The sequence below is a fragment of the Micromonospora sp. NPDC003944 genome (assembly GCF_053605225.1).
On sequence record NZ_JBSGIV010000006.1, the window covers coordinates 123718 to 147075 of the forward strand.

At 70.2% G+C, this 23358-nt stretch carries 20 protein-coding genes; 9 read left to right on the forward strand and 11 right to left on the reverse strand.

All coding sequences use genetic code 11. From position 1 onward, the window contains the following. Window positions 1-61: 61 nt before the first annotated feature. Entirely contained in the window at window positions 62-1507 is a 1446-nt protein-coding gene (gene pdxR / locus ACWER9_RS04815; RefSeq protein WP_452300514.1) for a MocR-like pyridoxine biosynthesis transcription factor PdxR, read from the reverse strand. A gap of 130 nt (window positions 1508-1637) precedes the next feature. Here pdxR and ACWER9_RS04820 point away from each other — a divergent pair, with 130 nt between their 5' ends. Beyond that, the gene (locus ACWER9_RS04820) at window positions 1638-2450 is read left to right on the forward strand and encodes an MBL fold metallo-hydrolase (protein WP_452300515.1); all 813 of its coding nucleotides are present in this window, start codon (window positions 1638-1640) and stop codon (window positions 2448-2450) included. 184 nt (window positions 2451-2634) lie between these two features. On the opposite strand, the gene ACWER9_RS04825 is transcribed toward ACWER9_RS04820, so the two are convergent. Beyond that, window positions 2635-3435, reverse strand: a complete 801-nt coding sequence (locus ACWER9_RS04825; protein ID WP_452300516.1) for a helix-turn-helix transcriptional regulator — start codon at window positions 3433-3435, stop codon at window positions 2635-2637. A gap of 101 nt (window positions 3436-3536) precedes the next feature. Between ACWER9_RS04825 and ACWER9_RS04830 the strand changes: the two genes are divergently transcribed. Both ACWER9_RS04830 and ACWER9_RS04835 read left to right on the forward strand, forming a co-directional pair. Next, the gene (locus ACWER9_RS04830; RefSeq protein ID WP_452300517.1) at window positions 3537-4004 is read left to right on the forward strand and encodes a VOC family protein; all 468 of its coding nucleotides are present in this window, start codon (window positions 3537-3539) and stop codon (window positions 4002-4004) included. A 173-nt stretch (window positions 4005-4177) separates the two neighbouring features. Further along, window positions 4178-6874 carry an AAA family ATPase gene (locus tag ACWER9_RS04835; protein WP_452300518.1) on the forward strand — a complete coding sequence of 899 codons (2697 nt, stop codon included), beginning with the start codon at window positions 4178-4180 and terminating at the stop codon, window positions 6872-6874. Between the two features lie 66 nt (window positions 6875-6940). Here the strand turns inward: ACWER9_RS04835 and ACWER9_RS04840 are convergent, their stop codons facing one another. The 6 genes from ACWER9_RS04840 to ACWER9_RS04865 form a co-directional block, all read right to left on the reverse strand. Beyond that, the gene (locus ACWER9_RS04840; RefSeq protein WP_452300519.1) at window positions 6941-7576 is read right to left on the reverse strand and encodes an SRPBCC family protein; all 636 of its coding nucleotides are present in this window, start codon (window positions 7574-7576) and stop codon (window positions 6941-6943) included. Then, entirely contained in the window at window positions 7576-8049 is a 474-nt protein-coding gene (locus ACWER9_RS04845) for an SRPBCC family protein (protein WP_452300520.1), read from the reverse strand. Before ACWER9_RS04845 ends, ACWER9_RS04840 begins: the two co-directional genes overlap by 1 nt. 241 nt (window positions 8050-8290) lie before the next feature. After that, entirely contained in the window at window positions 8291-9631 is a 1341-nt protein-coding gene (locus ACWER9_RS04850) for a carbohydrate-binding protein (RefSeq protein ID WP_452300521.1), read from the reverse strand. 133 nt (window positions 9632-9764) lie between these two features. Further along, window positions 9765-10445: a GOLPH3/VPS74 family protein gene (locus ACWER9_RS04855; RefSeq protein WP_452300522.1), complete on the reverse strand. Its 681-nt coding sequence runs from the start codon at window positions 10443-10445 to the stop codon at window positions 9765-9767. After that, window positions 10442-11161: a hypothetical protein gene (locus ACWER9_RS04860; RefSeq protein ID WP_452300523.1), complete on the reverse strand. Its 720-nt coding sequence runs from the start codon at window positions 11159-11161 to the stop codon at window positions 10442-10444. Before ACWER9_RS04860 ends, ACWER9_RS04855 begins: the two co-directional genes overlap by 4 nt. Before the next feature lie 26 nt (window positions 11162-11187). Then, window positions 11188-12069, reverse strand: coding sequence for an ABC transporter ATP-binding protein (locus tag ACWER9_RS04865; RefSeq protein WP_452300524.1), 882 nt, complete (start codon window positions 12067-12069; stop codon window positions 11188-11190). A 107-nt stretch (window positions 12070-12176) separates the two neighbouring features. Here ACWER9_RS04865 and ACWER9_RS04870 point away from each other — a divergent pair, with 107 nt between their 5' ends. The 3 genes from ACWER9_RS04870 (at window position 12177) to ACWER9_RS04880 (ending at window position 14568) form a co-directional block, all read left to right on the forward strand. Further along, a complete protein-coding gene (locus tag ACWER9_RS04870) occupies window positions 12177-13319 on the forward strand; it encodes a sensor histidine kinase (protein WP_452300525.1) in 1143 nt (380 codons plus the stop codon). Further along, a complete protein-coding gene (locus tag ACWER9_RS04875; RefSeq protein ID WP_452300526.1) occupies window positions 13316-13918 on the forward strand; it encodes a response regulator in 603 nt (200 codons plus the stop codon). The genes ACWER9_RS04870 and ACWER9_RS04875 overlap by 4 nt, the downstream gene beginning before the upstream one ends. 68 nt (window positions 13919-13986) lie before the next feature. Further along, complete coding sequence (locus ACWER9_RS04880) at window positions 13987-14568, forward strand: DUF4760 domain-containing protein (protein ID WP_452300527.1); 582 nt, start codon at window positions 13987-13989, stop codon at window positions 14566-14568. A 15-nt stretch (window positions 14569-14583) separates the two neighbouring features. Here ACWER9_RS04880 and ACWER9_RS04885 read toward each other — a convergent pair whose 3' ends face one another. Then, window positions 14584-14817 (reverse strand): holin, encoded by a 234-nt coding sequence (locus ACWER9_RS04885; RefSeq protein ID WP_452300528.1) that lies wholly within the window; start codon window positions 14815-14817, stop codon window positions 14584-14586. Between the two features lie 187 nt (window positions 14818-15004). On the opposite strand from ACWER9_RS04885, the gene ACWER9_RS04890 reads away from it, so the two are divergent. From ACWER9_RS04890 to ACWER9_RS04900, 3 genes are all read left to right on the forward strand, one after another. After that, entirely contained in the window at window positions 15005-16240 is a 1236-nt protein-coding gene (locus ACWER9_RS04890; RefSeq protein ID WP_452300529.1) for a hypothetical protein, read from the forward strand. A 213-nt stretch (window positions 16241-16453) separates the two neighbouring features. Then, window positions 16454-19654, forward strand: coding sequence for a penicillin acylase family protein (locus ACWER9_RS04895; RefSeq protein WP_452300530.1), 3201 nt, complete (start codon window positions 16454-16456; stop codon window positions 19652-19654). Between the two features lie 138 nt (window positions 19655-19792). After that, complete coding sequence (locus ACWER9_RS04900; protein ID WP_452300531.1) at window positions 19793-20632, forward strand: TIGR02452 family protein; 840 nt, start codon at window positions 19793-19795, stop codon at window positions 20630-20632. A 125-nt stretch (window positions 20633-20757) separates the two neighbouring features. On the opposite strand, the gene ACWER9_RS04905 is transcribed toward ACWER9_RS04900, so the two are convergent. Both ACWER9_RS04905 and ACWER9_RS04910 read right to left on the reverse strand, forming a co-directional pair. Further along, complete coding sequence (locus tag ACWER9_RS04905; RefSeq protein WP_452300532.1) at window positions 20758-22140, reverse strand: endo-1,4-beta-xylanase; 1383 nt, start codon at window positions 22138-22140, stop codon at window positions 20758-20760. Window positions 22141-22830: 690 nt separating this feature from the next. After that, window positions 22831-23358: nucleotidyltransferase family protein (locus tag ACWER9_RS04910; protein WP_452300533.1), on the reverse strand; the 528-nt coding region annotated here is incomplete at its 5' end.

Sequence of the window (23358 nt, forward strand, 5' to 3'; positions counted from 1 at the left end):
TCGCCCGGACACGGCGACAGCAATGAACTCGAGTCGATCACGCCGAGGCTCTGGCGCCCGTTCACCGTCGCGCCGCGACCAGTCGGCCCAGCACGCCGATCCCCTCCCGGATCTGCCGAGTGGTCACGTTGCCGAACCCGATGACCAGCGCGGGAGGCAGGGGGTCGGGGGGACTCCCGTCGTCGGGTGTGACCCGGTAGTCGCCGACTCCCCGCACGACCACACCTGCCGCGCGTGCGTGGGTGACGACGTGCTCCTCGTCCACCCCGGACGGCAACCGGAGCAGGGCATGGTGGCCGGCGTCGAGGCCGGTGATCGTCGCTCCCGCCATGCTCTCGGCCACGGCCGACACGAGGGTGTCGCGGCGCTGGCGGTAGCTGACCCGGACCTTGCGGAGGTGCCGGTCGAAACGGCCGGTCTGGATGAGTCGCGCCAGTGCCGCCTGGTCGAGGTGGGGAACGCCACGGCAGGAGAGGCGCTTCTCGGTCAGGATGTCGGCGCGGAATCGTGGCGGGGTGAAGACCCAGCCGATGCGCAGGGCCGGTGCCAGTGTCTTGCTGACCGATCCCAGTGCCACAACGCGCTCAGGGGCGAGGCCCTGGAGCGAGCCGACCGGCTGCCGGCCGTAGCGGAACTCGGCGTCGTAGTCGTCCTCGACGATCACCCCGTCCACCTCGTGTGCCCACTGCACCAGTTCGTGGCGGCGGGTCGGGCCCAGCACCGCCCCGGTCGGGCACTGGTGGGCGGGCGTCAGCAGCACGGCCCGCGCGCCGGACGCGCGCAGGCGGTCCACCCGGATCCCTTCCGCGTCGACGGGGACGGCCGAGACCCGCAGGCCAGCCCGTCGGGCGATCTGGTCGTGGTCGCGCGGACCCGGGTCCTCCAAACCGATCCACTCGATGCCGTGGCTGGCGAGGGCGCTGAGGACGAGGGTCAGCCCCTGACGGAATCCCGCCGCGACGATCGTGTGCGCGGCATCGACGGACCCCGCCCGCACGCGGCGGTGGTAGCCGGCCAGAACGGCGCGGAGCTGCGGGTCGCCCTCCACCGCCCCGTCGCCGAGGTCGGCGGTCCGCATCGTCTTGATGGCGTCGCCGAGCGCCCACAGCCAGTCGCGCGTGCAGAACGCCCGTAGGTCGGGTACCCCGTAGCCGAAGTCGATGTGCGGCACCGGGCGCAGTCGCGCGGGGTCCACCTCGACAGCGTCGGACGGTACGGACGTGACCGCGGCGTTCACCGAGTCGGCGACCCGGGTGCCCGACCCGACGCTGGTGACGACGTACCCCTCGGCCAGCAACTGCTCGTACGCCGAAACCACCAGGCCGCGCGACACACCCAACTGGTCAGCCAGCTGACGGGTCGAGGGCAGGCGTTCGCCGGAGCGCACCCTCCCGGACCGGATGGCGCCCCGCAGTGTGTCCTGGACCTGACGCCCCAACGGCACGTCGGCGGACCGGTCCACGTCGAGCGCCAGCTCCGGCACCGGCCCGGAGAAGTCGACCGTCACGGGCCGACACTAACGCGCTGGTCGGACCAACTGGTCCATCGCCGGGCGGGTTGAATGGACCTTCGCAGCGGACCGCTTTCGACGGACGCTTGGTGCTACGACCGACCGGACAAGCGGAAGGAGACACCCCGTGCTGACACAGGTCGCGGAAGGTGTGCTGATCCACCAGAGCGAACTGCTCCAGAACAACGCCGTCGTCGTGCAGGGCCGGGCGGGAGCGTTGCTCGTCGATCCCGGGATCACCAACGACGAGATGCGCTGCCTCGCGTCCGACCTGTCCGATTCGGGCCAGCGCCCGGTCGCGGGCTTCGCGACCCACCCCGACTGGGATCACGTGCTCTGGCACGCCGAACTCGGTGACGTACCCCGGTTCGGCACAGCCCGCTGTGCGGACGTCATGAGGGAGGTGCGGTCCCGCGCGGACTGGAGAGCCCACGCCGCGGAGGGTCTGCCGCCGGAGATCGCCCAGGAGACACCGTTGGATCTGTTCGGCCTCGTCACCGCTCTGCCCGCCGGAACCACGTTCGTCCCCTGGGACGGCCCTCAGGTTCGGATCATCGAACACCCGGCGCACTCCCCGGGCCACGCGGCACTCCTGATCGAGGAACGGGGTGTCCTCGTGGCCGGCGACATGCTGTCCGACATCTTCATTCCGATGCTCGACGACGTCGACGGCGCCAATGACCCGATCGAGGAGTACCTCACGGGGCTGAGCCTTCTGGAGGGCGTGGCGGACAGAGTCGATGTCCTCGTTCCGGGCCACGGGTCAGTCGCCCGTGCTGACCAGATACACGTACGGATCGAACAGGACCGCGCCTACCTGCACGCGTTGCGAGACCGCCGTGCTCCCGACGACCCGCGGATCGGCCCATCGGCTCCGCCTGGCTGGGAGTGGGTGAGCGACATACACACAGGGCAAGCGCAGCGCCTCGCCGAACGGTAGACGGGTTCTGAACTCGCCCGTGGCAGGGTCATCGCCCACGCCGCGGTACCGCAACGTCTTGTCTCCGCACACGCCCGGAAGAACATCGATCCGCCTGGCCGTGGGCGTAGGAGACCAGGTTCGGCACCGACTCAGTATCCCCACCCGGGCGGCACGACCGCGCTGACAGCCGTTCCCGGCCTGGTCAACCAAGTCGATTCAGCTTCTCGCGAGCGGTCGTGTCCGGCCGAGGTGTGAGGACGACGACGCGAAGGTCGGTGTCCTGAGTGGTCAGAATGCTTGCGTCGAGTGGGATGGCGCCGACGTCCGGGTGTACGGCGGTCTTGTGTGCGCTGTCGTGATTGGCCACCGCGCGAAGTGCCCAGAGGCGGCAGAACCTGTCGTTCCCGGCCATGCGTTCGACAAGGGCCGCCACATCGGGGTCGTTGGGGTAGCGGGCGCTTGTGGAACGGAGGTCGGCTACCAACGACTGCTCGAAGTAGGCACGCTCGGTGTCGGTCTGGCGGACGCGGGCGTTCCGAGATTCGAACTGGACGATCAGGGCGTTGCGATCGTCGGCGGCCGCGTCGGATGGGTCACCGAAGACGGCCGCGAAGAGCGCGTTCCAGTGCAGAAGCCGCCAGACGGCGTCGTAGACGGCCACCGGGGTGTCACCGAGGTGGTCGATGACGCGGTGCAGACTGCTGGGGATCAGGCCGGGTATCCGATCTGGGGCCGGGGCGAAGCCGGCGAGGCGCATCAGGTGCGCCTCCTCGTCGTCGGAGAGTCGTAAGGCGCGGGCGAGGGAGGCGCACACCTGCGCCGATGGAGTCCCGGCCCGGCCCTGTTCCAGGCGTGCGACGTATTCGGGGGAGATGCCGGCAAGTGCCGCAAGCTCGCCGCGTCGTAGCCCGGCGACGCGGCGAGGGGATGCGTTCGCGAGGCCGACCGCGGCCGGCTCGGTACGGTCCCGCCAGACCCGCAGGGCAGCTCCGAGGTCACTCATGAAGACATGATCCGCCATCGTCGTCGGAGCTGGGTGGTACCGGCAGTACGCGGAAGATCTGTGCCTTCCACCGCGCCATCCCGCCCCTCACGATGGGAATCATGAGTGGAGTGACCAGGATGCACCACATCGGAGTACCGGTAAGCGATCTGGCGCGGTCGGTGAGGTGGTACGAGGAGGTACTCGGCATCGCGCCGAACGGCGTGACGATCTCGGCCACGAACCCGGCGATCGGTGCGGTCGTGGAGGTCGAGAACCCGTCGATGCGGGCGTCGTTCGCGCTTGCCGGTGACAACGTCCTGCTGGAACTCATCCAGTACGACAGCCCGCAGCCGAGGCCCTTCACCGGGCGCAACTGCGACGTCGGGGTCATGCACCTGTGTTTCGAGGTCGACGACCTCGACGCGGCGCACCGTGACCTGGTGGAGCGAGGCGTGCACGTCAACGCCGATCCGGTCGTGCTCCAGGACGGCGACGGCGTGGAGGCGGGAGCCCTGGCCGGCACGAAGATCCTCTATCTCCGTGATCCGGACGGGATCCAGCTGGAACTGTTCGAGCCGCCCGCCTAGCGCACCACTGTGGATACCATCGGTCGGGTCGAACAACCGGAGGGAGTTGGCACCGTTACCCGCTATCTGTTCGACCTCGGTCACCGACTCGACGACTCTTCTGCCGCCTCCGACGGCGCTACGGGCGCCGCACCGTCCCCGACGGCCGTTCGTCCGGGGCCACCCAGAAGCTGATGGTCAGGATCAGGTCGGGATGGTTCGTCGCTCGCAGGACGGAGCTGGACGAGATCGCCGCGGTGACGACAGCCGCGGCGGCACGCCGTGGCGGGGCGACGCTCGTTCTCGGTGACGCGGGGATCGGCAAGTCGACGCTCGTCGGCGAGGCCGCTGTGCTGCTCGACGGCTGGCAGGTGCTGCGCGCCGGTGGTATCGAGTTCGAAAGCGAACTGCCCTTCTCGGCCCTGCACCAGCTGTGCGCGCCCGTGCTCGACCACCGCGCCGGGCTTCCCGCGCCGCAGCGGAGCGCGCTCGACACGGTGTTCGGGCTGGAGGCCGGGGTCACGCCGCCCCCGATGCTTGTCGGCCTGGCCGTCCTGGGCCTGCTGAGTGCCGTAGGCCGGCGTCGGCCGGTGTTCTGCGTGGTCGACGACGTGCAGTGGGTCGACAGCGGCTCGCGGCAGGTCCTGGCTTTCGTCGCGGCGCGCGTGGCGGTGGAGCGGGTCGCCATGGTCTTCGCTGCCCGTGACGCCGCCTCGGTGCCGGAGCTCGGACGCCTACCCACCCTCACTCTCACCGGGCTCACCGACTCGGAGGCCCTCACCCTGCTGCGGTACCGGGCGCCGTTCGGCCACGAGGCACCCATCGTGCAGCGGATCCTGTCCGAAGCGGCCGGCAACCCCCTCGCCCTGGTGGAGTTCGCCCGCGACGCCGGGCCGTTCGGGCTTCCCGGGGACGTCGGGCGCGGCGCGGTGGAGCACCGATTCGTGAGTCGTTTCCTGCGGCTGCCGGCACCTACGCGCTCGGTCCTGGCGTTGGCCGCGGCGGACCCGACCGGCGACCTCGCTCTGCTGCGGCGGGCCATGACGGCCCGAGGGCTGAACGGCGGAGATCTGGCCGGCGCCGAGAACAGCGGCCTGTTGGTGACCGGAGCCCGGGTGCACTTCCCACATCCGTTGGCGCGTTCCGCGGTGTACCTGTCGTTAGGTGCCGGGGCGCGACGGCAGGCGCACGCCGCACTCGCCGCCGCTACGGACGCCGACGTCGATCCCGACCGCCGCGCCTGGCACCAGGCGAACGCGATCAGCGGCCCGGACGAGAAGACCGCCGCAGAGCTGGAGCGCTCGGCGGGACGGGCGCGGCGCCGGGGCGGATTCGCGGCCGCGGCCGCGTTCCTCGAGCGCGCGGCCCGACTGACACCGGGCCGGTCGCGGCAGGCACGCCTGTTGTTGTCCGCGGCTCGGGCACGGTTGAGGTCCGGGGCACATGCCGCCGCCCGGGAGTTGGTCGACGAGGCCGAGCGTCTCCAGCCGGAGCCGGCCGACCGCCGTGGCGCGCGGCTGCTGCGTGCGACGATCGACTACCACGTGGCGCGCAGTATCCCGGCCACGATCGCACTCGTCGACGCGGCCGACGGCATGGGGCCGGATGAGGTCCGCGAGACCTACCTGGAAGCCTTCGCGTCGCTCATGTTCAGCGTCGACGAGCCCGGGAGGTTGCGGCGGCTCGCCCTGCACATCCGGGAACGGGTGCCCCAGAGTGAGTCGCCGCGTCCGGTCGACCTGCTGTTGCAGGCGCTGGTCGTGCAGAACCTCTGCCCGGTGGGCGAGGCGATGCCCCTGATGCGCCGCACGGTCGACGCCTTCCGGGAGCACGCCCGACAGCCGGACGCCGATCCGTGGTGGATGGAACGCGCCTGCGTGTTGAGTGTCGACCTCGGCGACAGCGACGCCATGGAGGAGATCACCGACCGTCAGGTGGAACTCGCCCGGGCGCAGGCTGCCTACGCGATCCTTCCCCACGCGCTGCGTTTCCAGGCGGCCGCCCGAGCGATCGTGGGTCGCTTCGCCGACGCGTACGCCTGCATCACCGAGGCGCGTGCGGTCGACGAGGCCGCGGGGACGTCGAACCTCGTCGGGTCCGACCTGATGCTCGCCGCGTGCAGCGGAGACGCCGACCGGTTCCGGGAGATCCAGGAGAAGCTGCGCGGCTGGGTGGGGGTGAACTTCATAGCGCTGCACTACGCGAACGGTGTGCTGTGCAACGGCGACGGCGACCACGAGGCCGCGCTCGACGCGTTGCTCGTCGTACGGGACCAGCAGCGGCGTGGCGCGTACGCCGTCACCGCCTTCCACCACGAGCTGGTCGAGGCCGCCGTGTACGCCGGACGTCCCGAAGAGGCCAAGGAGTCGGCCGGGTGGATCGGCACCGTCGCGCGGATCAACCCGAACGGGTGGACGACGGGCGCGCACCTGTTGGCGTGTGCGCTGCTCGACCCCGGGCTGGGCGCGCAGGACCACTACCGTGCGGCGATCGACTGTTTCGCCGGAACCAGCATGCGAGTCCACTACGCGCGTGCCCGCCTCCTCTACGGGGAGTGGCTGCGACGGGTCGGCCGGCGCACCGAGGCGCAGGTGGAGCTGCGTGCCGCGCACGATCTGCTCGCCACCATCGGCGCACGCGGGTTCGCCGCTCGCGCGGCCCGCGAGCTGGAGGCCATCGGCGAACCGACCCTGGCCGACCACGCCGACCCGCTCGTGGGGCTTACCGCACGGGAGCTGCTGGTGGCCCGTAAGGTCGCCTCCGGAGCAGGCACCAAGGAGGTCGCCGCGCTGCTGTTCGTCAGCCCGCGCACGATCGACGCCCACCTGCGCAACCTCTACCGCAAGCTGGGCATCACCTCTCGCCGGCAGCTGCGCGAACTTCTCCGCTGACCGGGCCGGTCCGTCGAGCGACGAACGGCCCCGCCGGTACGAGACCGGCGGGGCCGTCGAGTCGCGTCAGCGTCGGGCCCGCTCACACTCCTGTTCGGCAAGCGTCTTCAACTCGGTCAGCCACGTCTCCAGACCCGCGCCGAGAGCCGCGGTGGAGTAGGCGACGTCCTGCTCGACCTGGCCACCGCGCCACGTCTCCTCGGTGCGCACGAGAACACGGCCGTCGACCTCGGTGAACGTCCACACGTGGACCCCTTCGTCGATGCTCAGACCCGTACCGATCGCCGGGCCGTCCCACCGAAGGCACTTCTGGTGTTCGAGCTGCCGGACGGTGGACGTGACGACGAGCGTCGTGGCGGGGCTCAGCGGGGTCTCGACTACCGGCGTCGTCCAGCGGAACGATGATCCGGGGCGCAGTGGGCCACGGTCGAGCCGCTTGCTGGAGAGGACGGGCTTCTGCCACGACGGCCAGCGTTCCACGTCGGTCTGGATCCTCCAGACCGTGCGTAGCGGAGCGGCGATCACCGTCTCGGTCCGATAGCGAATCTTCGCCGCGCTGTCGACGGTCTGTCCCGCGCAGCGCAGCGCTGCGCGGTCGGGGCCGCCGTCCCGGGCGGCCTCGGCCCGAGCCGGCGCACCGGCGACGCCCAGGAGGTTGGCCGCCACCACCACCGCCGCGACGGCGATCACACGGTGTCTCATCAGGCGGTCGCCTCCTCGGCGGTGCGCTTGAGTCGTTCCAGCCAATCGGCGAGGACGGTGTCGAGGCCCTCCTGGAACGACGCGGGATCGGCGTCGACAGGGGGACCCGCGAAGGATTCCTCGGTGGACACCTCCACGCCGGTGCCGACCGGAGTGAGCGTCCAGACGTGGACGCCGAGGACGCCGTCCGGTCCGCCACCGTAGCCCCGCCACACGAGGCGTTCGCGCGACCGTACCTGGGCGATTGTCGACTCGATCTCCATGCCCGCTGCGGACCAGCGGAACACGGAGCCCGGCGCCAGCGGACCTGGCGTTTCGATGCGTGCGTACGGGACCTCCGGGAGCCAGGTCGTCCACGCGTCGATGCCCGTGAGGATCCGCCACACGGTGTCCGCCGAGGCGGTCACCGTGACGCGGTGGCGGCTGAGCACCGGGGCCGACAGGTCGATGCCTGCTTCCTCGGCCTCCGTCATGTTCTCCATCCTGAAGCCCTTCCTGCGGTCAGGGACGATCGGAACACCGGGTATGGGTGAACCGCTAGATCCACACCCGTCAGGTGCGATCGTGCCAAGACGGCAATCACGGCACATCGGCAAGAATTACCTACTTCGCGGCGCCCGGCTTCCGGCGCGAGCCGGCCACGACGACCGTGCGCGTCGCCGGTCCTACCGCCTGCGGTGAGGCGACTGGCGGTAGGACCGGCGCGGCCGGGGGTCAGCGGCCCTGGAGGCGTTTCACGTTGTCGCCGAAGGTCCACCCCTTCGACCCGTCCCAGTTCGCCGACCAGGTCATCAGCCCCTTGAGGCCGGGTACGGAGTTCCAGGCCTGCGTGACCAACGACGTCGACATGTGGCCGCCGCCGGCCCCGATCTGCGCGGGCAGGCCCGGGACCTGCTTGTCGTACGGCACGCGGATGGTGGTGCCCTGGATGGTGAGGCCGTTGTTCAGGCACTGGGTCTGCACCGTGAAGCCCTGCACGGTGCCCGCCGGGTACGAGTCGCCGGCGCAGCCGTACATGCTGCCGTTGTAGTACTGCATGTTCAGCCACCAGAGCCGGCCGTTGTCCACGTACTTCTTGATGATCGGCAGGTACGAGCCCCAGATCGAGCCGTAGACCACGCTGCCGCCGGTGACGTAGGCCGTCTCCGGGGCCATGGTCAGGCCGAAGTTCGACGGCATCCGGGCCAGCACGCCGTCGATGATCCGGATCAGGTTGGCCTGCGACGTGGACAGGGTGTTGATGTTGCCGCTGCCGGTCAGGCCGGTCTCGATGTCGATGTCGATGCCGTCGAAGTGGTAGGCCGTCAGGATCGGCACGATCGTCGCGATGAACCGGTCGGCGACCGCGCTGGAGCTCAGGTCGATGCCCGCGGCGGCACCGCCGATCGACATCAGGATGGTGGCGCCGGCGGCTTTGGCCTGGCACATCTCGGCCGGGGTGGCCACCTTCACGCCGGCGTCCATGCCGTTCTCCCAGAGGACCGTACCGTCCGAGCGGATCACCGGGAACGCCGCGTTGATCACGTTGTAGCCGTGCTGGGGGAGTCGACTGTCGGTGATCGGGATCCAGCCGAGGCCGGGGTGTACGCCGTTGGAGGCGCCGTCCCAGTTCTCCCAGTAGCCCTGCAACACCTTGCCGGTGGGCCGCGACTTCACCGCGCAGGTCCCACCGGTCGGGGGCGGTGTGGTGGGGGGAGGAGTGGTCGGCGGGGGCGTGGTGGGCGGCGGTGTCGTCGGCGGGGGCGTGGTGGGCGGCGGTGTGCTTCCCGAGCACGCGCCCAGGTCCCGCCAGAGCGACGGGGTCGAGGCCGGGTTCCAGCCGGCGCCGGGGTGCGCGGTGTGGGTGACGAGTGCCTGGTAGAGCCGGCTGCTGTAGGTGACCTGCGTGCCCGCCTGGTAGGTGGTGCCCTCGGCCCAGGCCGGGGCGGTGCAGGCGACCATCGGGACGGCGTTGGCCGAGGACACGGACGCCATGCTGCTGGGGACGAAGGCGACGGCGGCCGTGAGGGTCATCGCCGCCCCGGCTACCACTGCAAAAATCCGACGGCTTCTCATGGCTCACTCCCCAGGGTTCGACGACCCGCGACCTCCACATATTGACGTTCGTAACGCCTAATATCAAGGGTTGTTTACAGATCCCGGGGAAGTCGCGGCCGGTCACCCGGACGTCGCGCGCCGCCGTGATGAGCTAGCCCCTGGGAAGCACGGTGATGGCCACGACGGCGCTGTTGACGACGGTGGCAGTCACGGTGCGGGTCACGGCCGCACCCGCGGCGTCGGCGCCCCAGTCGCCCTGCTCGAGTTCCTTGGCTCGGCCGATCACCGGTGACGTCCACGGGATCTCCCGGTGGAACTGCGGGAGCGTCCCGCTCGCCGAGAGCAGCGCCGCGAGCGCGGCGACACGGGCCTGCGGCTCCGCGCCGTCCACGAGGACCTGCCGAACGTCGGCGAGGAGGCGGGCCCGACGTTCGGTCCGTCCTTCGCGCAGGGCCGTCGTCCGGAACAGGCCGAGCACCTTACGGGGTTCCTGGTCGATGTCGCCGCGCGCGATGAGCCGTTCCAACACCGGCCCGCGCAGGGGCGGCCCGATCGCGGCCAGTGCCGTCTGCACCCCTCGGGGTTTCTCGGCGAGGTAGTCCCACGCCGGGCGTAGGAGGCCGTCCACCGGCGGGTGATCGGCCACACTGCTGACCCGCCCCCGGTCCGTCGTGGTCAGGTGACCCCCGAGGGCGAGGTCCGCGAGGACGGCTCCGCCGAGGACGTAGAAGAGGGTGTTCTCTCCCGCGATGGTTCCGGATGCGGGTTGGAACAGGAGCAGAAGGAGGTCTTCCACCAGGGTCGGGGTGTCCGACCGGGGCTCGATGGTCATCGGCGGGGCTCCCAGCGGAAGAGGCGGGTGGCGAGGGCGACGGCGATGACGACCCAGCCGACCGTGGGCGCGAGCAGGAGCAGGGAGTCGGTCACGGCGACGCCGCCGTTCCACGCGTTCATGGTCAGTTCGGTGGCCGCTCCGCCGGGCAGCAGCCGCTTGAGCCAGGCGAGGGTCTCGGTGCCGGAGATGCCGACCCAGCTGGCCACGGCGATCACACCGAGGGTAACGGGCAGGGTGGTGACCTGGGCGTGTTCCGGCGAGTTCGTGAGCCCGGCCGTGGCCAGCGCCAACCCGACCATCATGGCCACTGTCGCGAGAACCGCCACCACCAGCAGGGCGATGTTGGCCGGCCCGCCGGCGACGATGGCCAGAGCGGTCAGGATCGCGGTCACCTGCACCACGGTGAGCAGGAGTACGGGCAGCAGCAGGCCGGCGAGGATGCCGGCGTCGCCCTCGGCGGTGGAACGCAGCCGCTTGAGGAAGAGGTTCTGACGCCGGGAGGCCAGGGTCGTGACGGCCGTGGCGTAGAGCCCGAACGCGGCCACGGTGAACAGCACGATCGCGGCGATGTAGCCGAGGCTCCCGATGGCGGCGTAGGTCTCGTGCTGACGGACGAAGAACGCGGAGACCGCCGCCGGAATGATGAGGCTGGTGATCAGCACCAGCCGGTTGCGGAAGATCTGGATCAGCTCGCTGGACGCGATGGAGAACATGGTGGTGCACCTCTCGGAGAAACGAATCAACTGTTGATGGCGCGGAACACGTCGTCGAGCCGGGTCGGCCCCGCCGCCAGGTCGCGCAGGTCCACGGCCTGGTCCTGCGCCCAGCCGAGCAGGAGGTGCAGGTCCTTCTGCAGCTCGAAGGTCTCGATGACGACCGTGCCGTCCGCGCCGACGGCGGCCCGCACCGGCAGCGTCGGCACCGGCGCCGCGAGGGAGAAGCGGATGACCGCCGGCAGGGCGCGGGTCAGCTCCGAGACGGTGCCCTCCCGGTGCAGGGCGCCCTCGTGCATGAGCCCGATGCGGTCCGCCCGCTGCTGTGCCTCCTCCAGGTAGTGCGTGGTGAGCACGACTGTCGCCCCGTTCTCCCGCAGCCGGTCGACTGTCGCCCAGACGGCGTCGCGGGACTGGATGTCGAGGCCTGTGGTCGGCTCGTCCAGGAAGATCAGCTCCGGGGTGCCGTAGACGGCGGTGGCGAAGTCCAGCCGCCGTTTCTCCCCGCCGGACAGCTGCGACACCCTGCGGCCGGCCCGGCCGGTGAGGTCGATCAGGTCGAGCACCCGGTCGACGTCGTCGGTGCGTCGGGTGAGCCGGCCGATCAGACCGACGGACTCACGGACGGTGAGGTCCGGGGAGAATCCGCTCTCCTGGAGCATGACGCCCATCCGGGGACGTACCGCCCGCCGGTCGTCGGGGCTGTGCCCGAAGACGCGTACCGAGCCCGAGGTTGGCCTCCGGTGTCCCTCGACGACTTCCAGGGTCGAGGTCTTCCCGGCACCGTTGGTGCCCAGCAGCGCGTACAGCTCTCCGGGCCGTACCTCGAAAGAGACGTCCTTGACGGCGTGGAAGTCACCATAGGTGAGGTTCAGCCGCTCGACTTCGATGACAGGTGTGGTGGACATGCACCCATGACAGCGCGGGCGCGGCCGACCCGTCAGTGGCGCCATGTCATCACCGCATGTGACGTGGTGTCACTGGTCGTGGCCCCTGGCTGCCGGATACTGGGGTGGTGACCGCGAGATCGCCGCGCTTCACCGAGTCGACGCAGGGAAGGCTGCGTCGACTCAACCTCGCCACCTCTCTACCACCTGTGGTGTTCGCCGCGGTGGTCCTGCTCTACAGCGACGCGCGTACCTGGTGGCACCTGATCATCCTGGCGCCGGGGGCCGCGGCGGCGGTGCTGGCCTTCGAACGGTGGACGGCCAACGACCTCGCCCGAGTCGCGCTGCCCTGCCTGGCCGTGGCGGCAGCGGTCTGGCCCCTCGGTGTCCTGGTGAGCGGCAGCCCCAACGCCTACTGGGGTGTCTGCGCCGTGGGCTCGCTCGCCCTGCGCGAGGTGCGACGGCACCGGAAGCTGGTGATGGCCGGGCTGTTCACCTACGTCGCCACCGTCGGCGCGGCGCGGCTGCTGGTGCAGCCGGACGACGTCGGCCACGTCCTGGTCACCTACGTCCTCGTCCCGACCGTCCTCACCATCGTCGTGACGGCCTTCACCATCGTGGGCGAGCGGTTCTACGACCTCATCCGGGAGCTCGAACAGACCCGGGAAAGCGCGGCAGAGCTGGCCGTGGTCCGCGAGCGCGTGCGGTTCGCCAGCGACCTGCACGACATCCAGGGTCACACCCTGCACGTGGTCAAGTTGAAGATCGCCCTGGCCCGGCGGCTGCTGCTTAGCGACACCGCTCGGGCGGAGAAGGAGCTTCGAGAGACGTACGCGCTTGTCAGCGACACCATCGCGCAGACCAAAGAACTCGCCTACGCGCAACGTCGGCTCAACCTCACCGCGGAGATCGAGAACGCGAAGAACCTGTTCGAGGCCGCCGGCATCCGGGTCCGGGTGACCCGGGAGGCCGAGGTCGACACCCGCGTCGGCGAACTGCTCGGCCAGGTGCTGCGTGAGACGACCACCAACATCCTGCGACACGCCCAGGCCACCCAGGTGCAGATCACGCTGGCAACGTCGGGCATCACCATCGTCAACGACGGCGCAAACGCCACCGCGCCCCCTGAACTCAGAGGGCTGGCGGCACTGAGGCAACGGATCGCCGGTGACGGAGGGGAGCTGACAGTCGAACAGCAGCAGGGACGGTTCCGGACGGCGGCGACGTTCCCCGCCGTGCGTGCCGGCGCGGAACGGGGTGACGGCCGATGACCACCATCGTGCTCGCCGACGACGAGGCGCTGCTGCGGACGGCCCTGGCCGCGCTGCTGCCGATGGAGGGCGACGTCACAGTTCTCGCCGAGGCGTCCGACGGCCGGAGTGCCGTCGAGGCCACCCTGCGGCACGAGCCCGACGTGCTGGTCATCGACCTGGAGATGCCGGGCGTTGACGGCCTCGGCGCGGTCGCCGAGATCCGGCGCACGAACCCGGACCAGGTCATCCTCATGCTGACCCGGCACGCCCGACCCGGCGTACTGCGCAAGGCGTTGAAGCTCGGCGTCCAGGGCTTCGTCAGCAAGTCCGCCGAACCGGCGCACATCACCTCGGTCATCGCCACCCTGCACGCGGGTAAACGCTGGATCGACCCGGACGTGTCCGCGCTCGCCGTCACTGAGGACAACCCCCTCACCGACCGTGAAGCCGACGTCCTGCGGGTCACCGGCGAGGGCTACTCGGTCGCCGACATCGCCGCTCGGCTCCACCTCGCTCCGGGCACCGTCCGCAACTATCTCTCCAACGCCATGCGGAAGACCCAGACCCGGACCCGCCACGAAGCGGCCCGATACGCCCGCGAGCACGACTGGCTGTGACCGTCCTCAGCCGCCACGACCCGCTGGACGTCGGGCCTGCTCGCCCCGACCCTCTACCCTCGGACCCTGTGATATCTGAGCTGGCCGATGTCGTGGCGGCGTGCGGCTCCACGGTCGCTGTCGTCGTGACGGTCGTCTTCGCCCTACGTCAGCTGCGCTCGGCGCAGACCGCCAACCAGACTCTCGTCGCGATCGAACTGCTGACCAGAGACCGGTCCAGTGACGAGTTTCTTCGCGCTGAGGACTTCGTCCTCAACGAGTTGCCCGTCCGGCACCCGGCACCCGGGCCCAGCGTCAGCGACCTCCCGGCCGAGGCCCGCCACCAGGTGGTCCGGCTGGCCCTGTACTACAACGGTCTGGGTCAGATGCTGGCCTTCGCGGCGGTCGACCCGCGGCTTCTGGTGGGGACGGTCAGCTATCGCTCCCGGCAAGCATGGCGCATCCTGGAGCCCTACATCCTCGCCGAACGCGCCAAGCGCGGTGAGACGTATCTGTCCCACTTCGAGCACCTGGTCCACGTGGCCACGCACAACCCGTGGGCCGTGGCGGTGCGGAAGTTCGGCCTCAAGCGCTTTGACAGCTATCCGGCCGAGCTGCACATGCGGGACGGGTCGACGAAGGCGTTGCCGCGTGAGCACGAAGACGCCTGATCTGGCCGGCTGGGGCTACCGCTCGCCACCGACGAGGCTTGGCGAGTCTCCCTCCCCCGACACCTGTGCGCTGACCAGTGAGGTGAGCACCGACAGCACCGCGGCACCGGATGCGATGCCCCCGGCCGCTGCCCAGTCCGCCTGCCACGCGTTGAACACGACGTCGGCGCCCCAGTAGAGAAGCAGGCCCTGGGCGGCGCTCTTCACCGCCCGCTCGGCGGTGGCCTTCCAGAACGTGGTGGTGAACATCGTGGTACCTCCCGGTTGAGGTTCATCGGACGATCCATATGTCAAGAATGCCTGGTCAGGAGCGGTTAGTGCACCCCGCTCCGTGCGTGATCGCCGGTCGAACCGAGCCGGGAAGCCGACACTCACGGAGGTCGATTGCCGATAGCGTTCTCATGGACACTGTCTGTGCGCCCGGAAAGGTGCTGCCATGAGTTCTGGTCGCCGGCGGCTTCTGCGAACTGTCGCCGCCACGCTGTTCCTCCTCGGTGAGGTGGCTGTCCTCGCCGTCCCCGCCGTGGCCGCGAAGCGAGGGCCGGACCTCGTTGTCGACGCGTCCGGGACTCGGATTCCGCTGGGGGTCGACAGGAAGGTCGTCTACCTGAAGATCAGCAACCTGGGCGACGAAACCCCTCGCGAGGTGATCGTCAATGTCCGCCAGCCGCCGGGTGGCCCTGATCCGATGCCGGTCGCGCTGCTGTGGCATTCGGGGGGTGGCGTGGGCGAGTGCGACGGCGATTTCGGCGGGTTCTACTGCCGCCTGTCCCCGGAGCTGATTCCGGGGCCGGGCGAGACCGCAGACGTTCCCATCGACGCGATCGTCCGCGCGACGGCACCCTATGCGAGCAGGTTCGAAGCTTCGGTCACCATCCGGCCCGAGCAGGACGCGAATCCGGCCGACAACACCAGGTGGTTCCCGCTGACGCTTGTCGACGAGCCCGGTGCGGACCTCTCGGTGGTGGCCCGAGATGTGCGGCAGTCGGTGCGGGTCGGCGCTGACGGCATCCCCGAGCCCACCGGAACGCTGACCCCGGGTGAGACGGGTGCCGTCTGGCACACCGTCGCCAACCAGGGCCGGAAGGCGGTCCACGGGGTACGGGTCACGCTGCGTCTGCCCAAGAGGGTGACCTTCACCAGGCAACCGGCCCAGTGTGTGCTCGGCGACGCCGGGCGGTCGGCAATCTGCACCTACCGGAGCCTCACTCTCGTTCCGGCAGCCGAAGACACCGACCCGAACGACACCGTCCACTCGGCGGTGGAGCTGTACAACCTGGTGACGACGGCGCCAGGCGCCACCGCCCCGGCGACGATACGGGGTGCGAGCGTGCGGGTGGAGAGCCTCGCCGAGCAGCCGAAGAACAGCCGCTCCACGCCTGCGCGGACCGAGCTGCCCGCGAACGCCGTCGCCGTGCGGGTGGCCGACGTGGACCCTGGTGACAACCAGGACGGGTTCGCCGTGGTGCTGGCCGCGAAGATCGGCGGGGACGCCGGTGGCGGCGGCGGTGACGGCGGTGACGGCGGATTGCCGGTCACCGGGCCGCAGGCCGGCCTGGTCGGCGGGGTCGGCCTCGCGGCGCTGATGGTCGGCGGTGCGTTGGTGCTCGCTGCCCGCCGTCGCCGGATGATCCTGGTGACCCCCGAGGACGCCGGATCTTCCCGCAGCTGAGACATCAGGGCGACCGGGCGGTGGCGAAACGTCTGCATTGGCGCGTGGTGAACGACGGCTATCCCGAACGGTGCTGTTGCGTCGATCATTGCCCGAGATTGATATGAGTCATTCTCACCTCCGGGTGGAACGCCCGGGCGCGGAGGGCGAGACGTCGGCACCGGAAGCCGGGCGAGACCGAACGGCCCGACTCCGCGTCCCCGGAGGATCGCCATGCCCCGTCCCGCTCTCCGTACCCGGCTCGCGGCGTTCACCGCCGCCGTTATGACCGCGAGCGTCCTGACGGTGACCCCGCCGTCACCGGCGCCGGCCGCCCCCGCCCCCGCTGCGAGCACCTTCGCGGCCAACGACTACTGCCTCGGTCAGTGCGCCGACATCCTGCCTCCCGGGCAGAACGGCAACGCCACGCTCGTCGCCATCCTGGCGCACCAGGCGCTCGGTACCCGCCCGGCGCACTCCAGCGACCAGCTCGACGAGTACGCGAACCTGGTCTACAACTACGCCGGGCTGACCGACGAGCAGATCGCCCACTTCTACAACGACGCCTCGTTCGGCGTCCCGGCCGCGCAGGTCGAGAGCACCGTCTCACCGCGCGCGGACGTCACCATCGTGCGGGACAAGGCCACCGGCGTCCCGCACATCACCGGCACCACCCGCGCCGGCACCATGTTCGGCGCCGGCTACGCCGGAGCCCAGGACCGGCTCTGGGTGATGGACCTGCTGCGGCACGTCGGTCGCGGCAACGTCACCTCGTTCGCCGGCGGAGCGCCGGGCAACCGGGAGCTGGAGCAGAGTGTCTGGGCCAACTCGCCCTACACCGAGGCGGACCTGCAGGCCCAGGTGGACGCGCTGCGCACCAAGGGCGCCCGGGGCCAGCAGCTCTACACCGACGTGGTCGACTACATCGCCGGCATCAACGCCTACATCGACAGGTCGATCGCCGAGGACAACTACCCGGGCGAGTATGTCCTCGCCGGGGCCGGCAAGCCGAAGCACTTCACCATGACCGACCTCATCGCCACCGCCGGTGTGATCGGCGGCCTCTTCGGTGGGGGCGGCGGCAGCGAGATGCAGTCCGCGCTGGTCCGGGTGGCCGCCCGCGCCAAGTACGGCGCGACCGAGGGGGACCGGGTGTGGGCGGCGTTCCGCTCGCAGAACGACCCGGAGACCGTGCTCACCCTGCACGACGGGCAGAGCTTCCCGTACGGGGCGACGCCGCCGGGTGCGACGAGCGCGGTGCTCCCCGACGCCGGAACTGTGGTCGCCGAGCCTCTCGCCTACGACCAGGCCGGCGGGGCAGCATCCCGTACCGGGGCCAGCACCGCCACCAAGGAACTGCTCGGCGGCCTGTCCAACCTGCGTGCACACGGCATGTCCAACGCGGTGGTGGTCTCCGGACGGCACACCACCACCGGAAACCCGGTCGCCGTGTTCGGCCCGCAGACCGGCTACTTCGCACCGCAACTGCTGATGCTCCAGGAGTTGCAGGGGCCGGGCATCAGCGCCCGCGGGGCGGCGTTCGCCGGGCTCAACCTCTACGTGCTGCTCGGCCGGGGCCAGGACTACGCGTGGAGCGCCACCTCCTCCGCACAGGACCTCACCGACACGTACGCGGTGCCGCTGTGCACCACCGACGGCAGCGCCCCGACGCTGCGCACCAACCGCTACCTCTACCACGGGCAGTGCCTCGCCATGGAGGCGCTGGAGCAGCGCAACTCCTGGTCCCCGACGCTTGCCGACTCCACCCCGGCCGGCTCGTACACCCTTCGCGCGCTGCGCACGAAGTACGGGTTGGTCGCCTACCGGGGTCTGGTGAACGGGCAGCCGACCGCGTTCACCAAGCTGCGCTCCACCTACCGGCACGAGGCCGACTCGGCCATCGGATTCCAGGCCTACAACGACCCGTCGGCGATGGGCAGCGCGGCGGCCTTCCAAGCCTCCGCCGCCAGCGTCGGGTACGCGTTCAACTGGTTCTACGTCAACTCGACCGAGGCGGCGTACTACAACTCCGGCTCGAACCCGGTCCGTCCCGCCACCGCCGACCCGAACCTGCCCACGAAGGCCGAACCGGCGTACGAGTGGGCCGGCTGGAACCCGGACACCAACGACGCCACCTACACCCCGGCGTCGGCGCACCCGCAGTCGGTCAACCAGGACTACTACGTCAGCTGGAACAACAAGCAGGCGCGCGACTTCGGGGCGGCGGACGGCAACTTCAGCTTCGGCTCCGTACACCGGGGTCAGTTGCTCGACGGCCCGGTGCGCGCCGCGATCGCCCAGCGCAAGCTCGGCCGCGCCGACGTCGTGAAGATCATGGCGGACGCGGCGGTGACCGACCTGCGCGGCCAGCAGGTCCTCGACGACCTGCTGCGGGTGCTGGACAGCTCACCTGTCACCGACCCGGCGCTTGCCGACGCGGCTGGCAAGCTGCGGGCCTGGCAGCAGGCCGGCGCCCGCCGCGTGGAGACCGCCGCCGGCTCCAAGGTCTACCAGCATGCCGACGCCATCCGGATCTTCGACGCCTGGTGGCCGCTGCTGGCCTCGGCGCAGTTCCGCCCCGGCCTCGGCCCGGACCTCTACGCCGCGCTCGTCGACGCCATCGAGGTGAACGAGGCGCCCTCCGGTGGCCAGAACGGCGGGCGCGACGGCACCGCGAGCTGGGCCCTCCAGGGCCAGGCACACAAGGGCTCGTCGTTCCAGTACGGCTGGTGGGGCTACGTGGACAAGGACCTGCGCACCGTGCTCGGTGATCAGGTGGCCGGCGGGCTGGGGCGCGGTTTCTGCGGCAACGGCAACCTCGGCGCGTGCCGGCAGTCCCTGCTCGACACGCTCGGCCAAGCCAACGCGGTGCCGGCCACCACCGTCTACCCCGGCGACAAGTCCTGCGGGGCGGGCGACCAGTGGTGCGCCGACTCGATCGTCCACTCCGGGCTCGGCGGCATCACCCACCCGGTGATCGCCTGGCAGAACCGCCCCACCTACCAGCAGGTCGTCTCGTTCCCGGCGCGCCGGGGCGACGACGTCACCAACCTGGCCCAGGGCCGCCCGGCGACCGCGTCGAGCACCCAGTTCCTGACCAGCTACACCCCGGACAAGGCGGTCGACGGCAGTCTGAGCAGTCGATGGGCCAGCAGTTACAACGACAACCAGTGGCTCCGGGTCGACCTCGGCGCGGCCCGTACCGTCAGCCGGGCGGTGCTGCGCTGGGAGTCCGCGTACGGCACCTCGTACCGGATCGAGGTCTCCGCCGACGGCAGCTCCTGGACGCCGGTGTTCAGCACCACCACCGGCAACGGCGGCGTCGACACCGCCACCTTCGCGCCGGTCACCGCCCGCTACGTGCGGGTGTACGGGGCGAAGCGGGCAACCTCGTACGGGTTCTCGCTCTACGAGTTCGAGCTGTACGGACGGTGACCCTGCCCGGGAGGGGACGGCGGAACCACCCGCCGGCCCCTCCCGGGGGTGCGCAGGAAAGTGCTTGTCCCCGGCGGCAAGCCTGCCTAGCCTGCTGGCTGTGCACACCACTCACCTCTCGCTTCACCAGGCGTCCGGATGAGCGGCCGTCTTCGTGAGATCGCTCGACAGACGGTGGCGATCGCCGAGTCGGGCCGCTACCGCAACGACACCGGCGCCGAGGTCGTCATCGGCGAGGCGGTACGCGCCGCGGTCGCCGGCACCCGTCACCACCTGCCCGACGAGGTGCTCGCGGCGCCGAACGCTGAGCGCGGTGTCGGCACCGTCGAGGTGACGGACGAGTCGACGTTGCAGGCGGCCCACCGGCTCGGGCCGGCTGCCGCGTGTCTGGTGTTCGCGTCGGCGAAGAACCCCGGTGGCGGGTTCCTGGGTGGGGCGGAGGCGCAGGAGGAGAGCATCGCCCGCGCGTCGGCGCTGTACGCGTGTCTCCTCGCCGCCCCGGACTTCTACGCGTTCCACCGGGGGCAGCAGGATCTGCGGTACAGCGACCGGGTCATCTTCTCGCCGGACGTGCCGGTGTTCCGGGACGACAGGGGCAACCTGCTCGAGCAGCCGTACACCACGTCGTTCCTGACCGCTGCGGCGCCGAACCTCGGCGCGATCATGCAAAACCAGCCCACGCACGCGGCGGACGTGCCGGCCGTCCTGGCCCACCGTGCGCGACGGGTGCTGGAGGTCGCGGCCGCGCACGGGCGCCGAACCGTCGTGTTGGGCGCGTGGGGGTGCGGGGTGTTCCGCAACGACCCCGCCGTGGTGGCCGACGCGTTCGCCGAGGCGCTTCGCGTGGTCGACAGGTTCGACCACGTGGTGTTCGCCATCCGTGACGGCCTACCCGGGGCGCCGGTCTACCGCACGTTCGTCGAACGCTTCCCAGGAACGTCTGTGGGTTCGCCGGCTGGCGACGGTGAGAACAGGTAGGAGCCACGGTGGGGCGGGCCCGGCGATACGCCGAGCCCGCCCGGTGCGGTACGACAGGCCTCAGCCGTGCCGGACCTCGTCTGGCAGCTGGTAGATCCGCACGCCCTCGCGCAGGTCGTTCGAGATCAACCTGCGAGAGGTGCGAGCCGGAACTGCTGGTTGGTCTGGCCGTGGCAGTCGTAGAGCTGGATCTGTGCGCCGTTGGCGGTGCTCCAGACGTCCAGGCAGCGCCCGGACTGCACGTTGCTGATGGTGCCGTTGGAGTTGACGTTCCACTGTTGGTTGGTCTGGCTGTGGCAGCTGTAGATCTGTACCGCCGCGCCGTTGCCGGAGCCGGCGGCGTCGAGGCACATGTTTCCGTACACCTGGAGTTGTTTGCCGGAGGTGTAGGTCCAGGCCTGGTTGGTCTGCTTGTTGCAGCCGTAGAGCTGGACCCGGGTGCCGTTGCTTGTCGAGGCGTTGGGTACGTCGACGCAGCGGCCCGACTGTGTGCCGACGATCTCACTGGCGGAGCTGGGCGGGTTGGTCGGCGGGTTGGTGGGTGGGTCGGTCGGCGGGTTGGTGGGGGTGGCGCTGTTCAGGGCATCCAGGGTGGACGTGTAGGCGGCCTTCTTGGTGCCGCTGCACTCGAAGAGCAGCGGGGTGCCGCCGGAGCGCCACGAGTCGCAGTCCCGCACGCCCCACACGGTGAGCCCGTTGCAGCGGGCCACCGCCAGGCAGTCGTTGACCACGCTGCGGTAGGTGTTGGCCTGCGTGGTGCCCGAGCCCTCGATGTCCAGCTCGGTGATCTGCACGTCCACCCCGAGGGCGGCGAAGCTGGACAGCGTGGTGCGGTAGTTGCTGTTGTACGGCGAGTTGGCGTTGAAGTGCGACTGGAACCCGACGCAGTCGATCGGCACACCACGGGACTTGAAGTCGCGGACCATGTTGTAGACGGCCTGGGTCTTGGCCCAGGTCCAGTTGTCGGTGTTGTAGTCGTTGTAGCAGAGCTTCGCGTCCGGGTCCGCCGCGTCGGCGGCGCGGAACGCCGCCTCGATCCAGTCGTTGCCGGTGCGCTGGAGGTTCGAGTTACGACGAGCGCCGCTGTTGCCGTCCTCGAATGCCTCGTTCACCACGTCCCAGGAGTAGATCTTGCCCTTGTAGTAGCCGGCCACCCGGTTGATGTGGTTGAGCATCGCGTTGCGCAGCGCGGTGCCCTCCATGCTCTGCATCCAGCCGGGCTGCTGCGAGTGCCAGGCCAGGGTGTGGCCGCGGACCTTCCACCCCCGGGAGAGGGCGTGGTTCACGATCCGGTCCGCATTGCCGAAGGTGAAGTTGTTCTGCTGCGGTTCGGTCGCGTCGATCTTCATCTCGTTCTCGGGGGTGATGCTGTTGAACTCGCGGTTCAGGATCGTCGTGTAGGCGCTGTCGTTGAGTTTGTTGGCGGCGACGGCGGCACCGAAGTACCGGCCAGACTGGGCTGCGGCGGCGCCGAGGGTGGCCTCGGCGGCCTGCGCCAGATTGGGCATCAGCGAGACGACAAGGGCTAGAATTATCGCTGCTGTTCCGGAAATTGTGAGTGCTCGTAGTCGGGTGCGCCCGATGGGACGGGTCCGGGAAACCATGCTGATCCTCCGGTGGTGGGGTAGGGCAGATCGGTGTCGCTGGTCCAGTGGGAGGCCCCGCTCGCTCGGCGGCGGCCACGATGCTGGTCCGTCCGAGCGGGTCGGGACCCGCGCCGGGTGTTCGCCCGGATGCGAGTCGGCTCGGGGTGCCTGGCCTGCGAGCCAAGAATTGGTACGGGGGGCTCCGGTTGCCCGCCGGGGGAGTGGCTGCGGGCACTGGACTCGTTGGTGGTGGACGTGGTGACCTGGCAGGTGCGGGGGTCTGACGGTCGCGTGAAGCGGCTCCAGTCCTAAAGGATCTTGTTAACGTTCACACTGATCGATGGCCCTCAGGCTGGCAGAAGTTTCCAGGTTTTTCAACCGGTAGTTTCGGGCCTGTTACGGATCAGGGCGGCGGGGCTCGAACCCTATCTGCCGCGCAGGATCGAGACCTCTGGTGTCGCGGAGCGGCAAGCGCTGCCGGCGGCCAGGCCCGATCACGGTGACCATCCACGAGTTGGGTGGCGACGGCACCCCTGACTTTCACTCAGTGAAAGCCCAGTCGTCGCGGTGTCCGGCTTCGGCGCCTGCTGATGGCCGCGCGGCCAGGCTCAGCTAGATCGTGAGTCGCAGTCCGGGCCATCGGTGCAGCCACCCCTTGGCCTGCACGCGGCGGCGGACCGTCGCGCGGCCCGCCTCGTTGTTCATGGCCGGAGACGGGCGGACGACCATTCCCACGAGGTCGGTCAGACCGTGGCAGGACACCAGGCGGACGGAGTCACCCCGCAACGTCACCGCGACGCACGTCGCCGTCTCGGGCCAGCGCGACACCGCGTCCAGGGTGGACGTGTAGGGCTCGACACCGTTGCGCAGGTGCATCCGTGCCTGGTTGCGAATCTCCCACGGCACCTCGGGCAGGGCTGCCGAGGCGCACGCCTCGGCATGTTCGTCCTCGCGAGGGTCCAGCTTCTCCGGGTCGAAGTAGGCGACGTCCACGTCGCGCTCCGGCGAGACCGGGAGGCCGCTGATCGCGTCCCAGACGCGGTTGCGGACGAAGCCGGCACCGATCCACCAGTCCGGTAGCCCGAGGTCGGCCGTGGCCCGGAGGACTCGCATCGCTCCCGCGTCCGACTCGATCACGCC

Coding starts and splice junctions, on each gene's coding strand:
- ACWER9_RS04825 (WP_452300516.1), bottom strand. CDS start 3,435: ATGAGTGACCTCGGAGCTGCCCTGCGGGTCTGGCGGGACCGTACCGAG.
- ACWER9_RS04830 (WP_452300517.1), top strand. CDS start 3,537: ATGAGTGGAGTGACCAGGATGCACCACATCGGAGTACCGGTAAGCGAT.
- ACWER9_RS04835 (WP_452300518.1), top strand. CDS start 4,178: ATGGTCAGGATCAGGTCGGGATGGTTCGTCGCTCGCAGGACGGAGCTG.
- ACWER9_RS04840 (WP_452300519.1), bottom strand. CDS start 7,576: ATGAGACACCGTGTGATCGCCGTCGCGGCGGTGGTGGTGGCGGCCAAC.
- ACWER9_RS04845 (WP_452300520.1), bottom strand. CDS start 8,049: ATGACGGAGGCCGAGGAAGCAGGCATCGACCTGTCGGCCCCGGTGCTC.
- ACWER9_RS04850 (WP_452300521.1), bottom strand. CDS start 9,631: ATGAGAAGCCGTCGGATTTTTGCAGTGGTAGCCGGGGCGGCGATGACC.
- ACWER9_RS04855 (WP_452300522.1), bottom strand. CDS start 10,445: ATGACCATCGAGCCCCGGTCGGACACCCCGACCCTGGTGGAAGACCTC.
- ACWER9_RS04860 (WP_452300523.1), bottom strand. CDS start 11,161: ATGTTCTCCATCGCGTCCAGCGAGCTGATCCAGATCTTCCGCAACCGG.
- ACWER9_RS04865 (WP_452300524.1), bottom strand. CDS start 12,069: ATGTCCACCACACCTGTCATCGAAGTCGAGCGGCTGAACCTCACCTAT.
- ACWER9_RS04875 (WP_452300526.1), top strand. CDS start 13,316: ATGACCACCATCGTGCTCGCCGACGACGAGGCGCTGCTGCGGACGGCC.
- ACWER9_RS04885 (WP_452300528.1), bottom strand. CDS start 14,817: ATGTTCACCACCACGTTCTGGAAGGCCACCGCCGAGCGGGCGGTGAAG.
- ACWER9_RS04890 (WP_452300529.1), top strand. CDS start 15,005: ATGAGTTCTGGTCGCCGGCGGCTTCTGCGAACTGTCGCCGCCACGCTG.
- ACWER9_RS04895 (WP_452300530.1), top strand. CDS start 16,454: ATGCCCCGTCCCGCTCTCCGTACCCGGCTCGCGGCGTTCACCGCCGCC.
- ACWER9_RS04900 (WP_452300531.1), top strand. CDS start 19,793: ATGAGCGGCCGTCTTCGTGAGATCGCTCGACAGACGGTGGCGATCGCC.
- ACWER9_RS04905 (WP_452300532.1), bottom strand. CDS start 22,140: ATGCCCAATCTGGCGCAGGCCGCCGAGGCCACCCTCGGCGCCGCCGCA.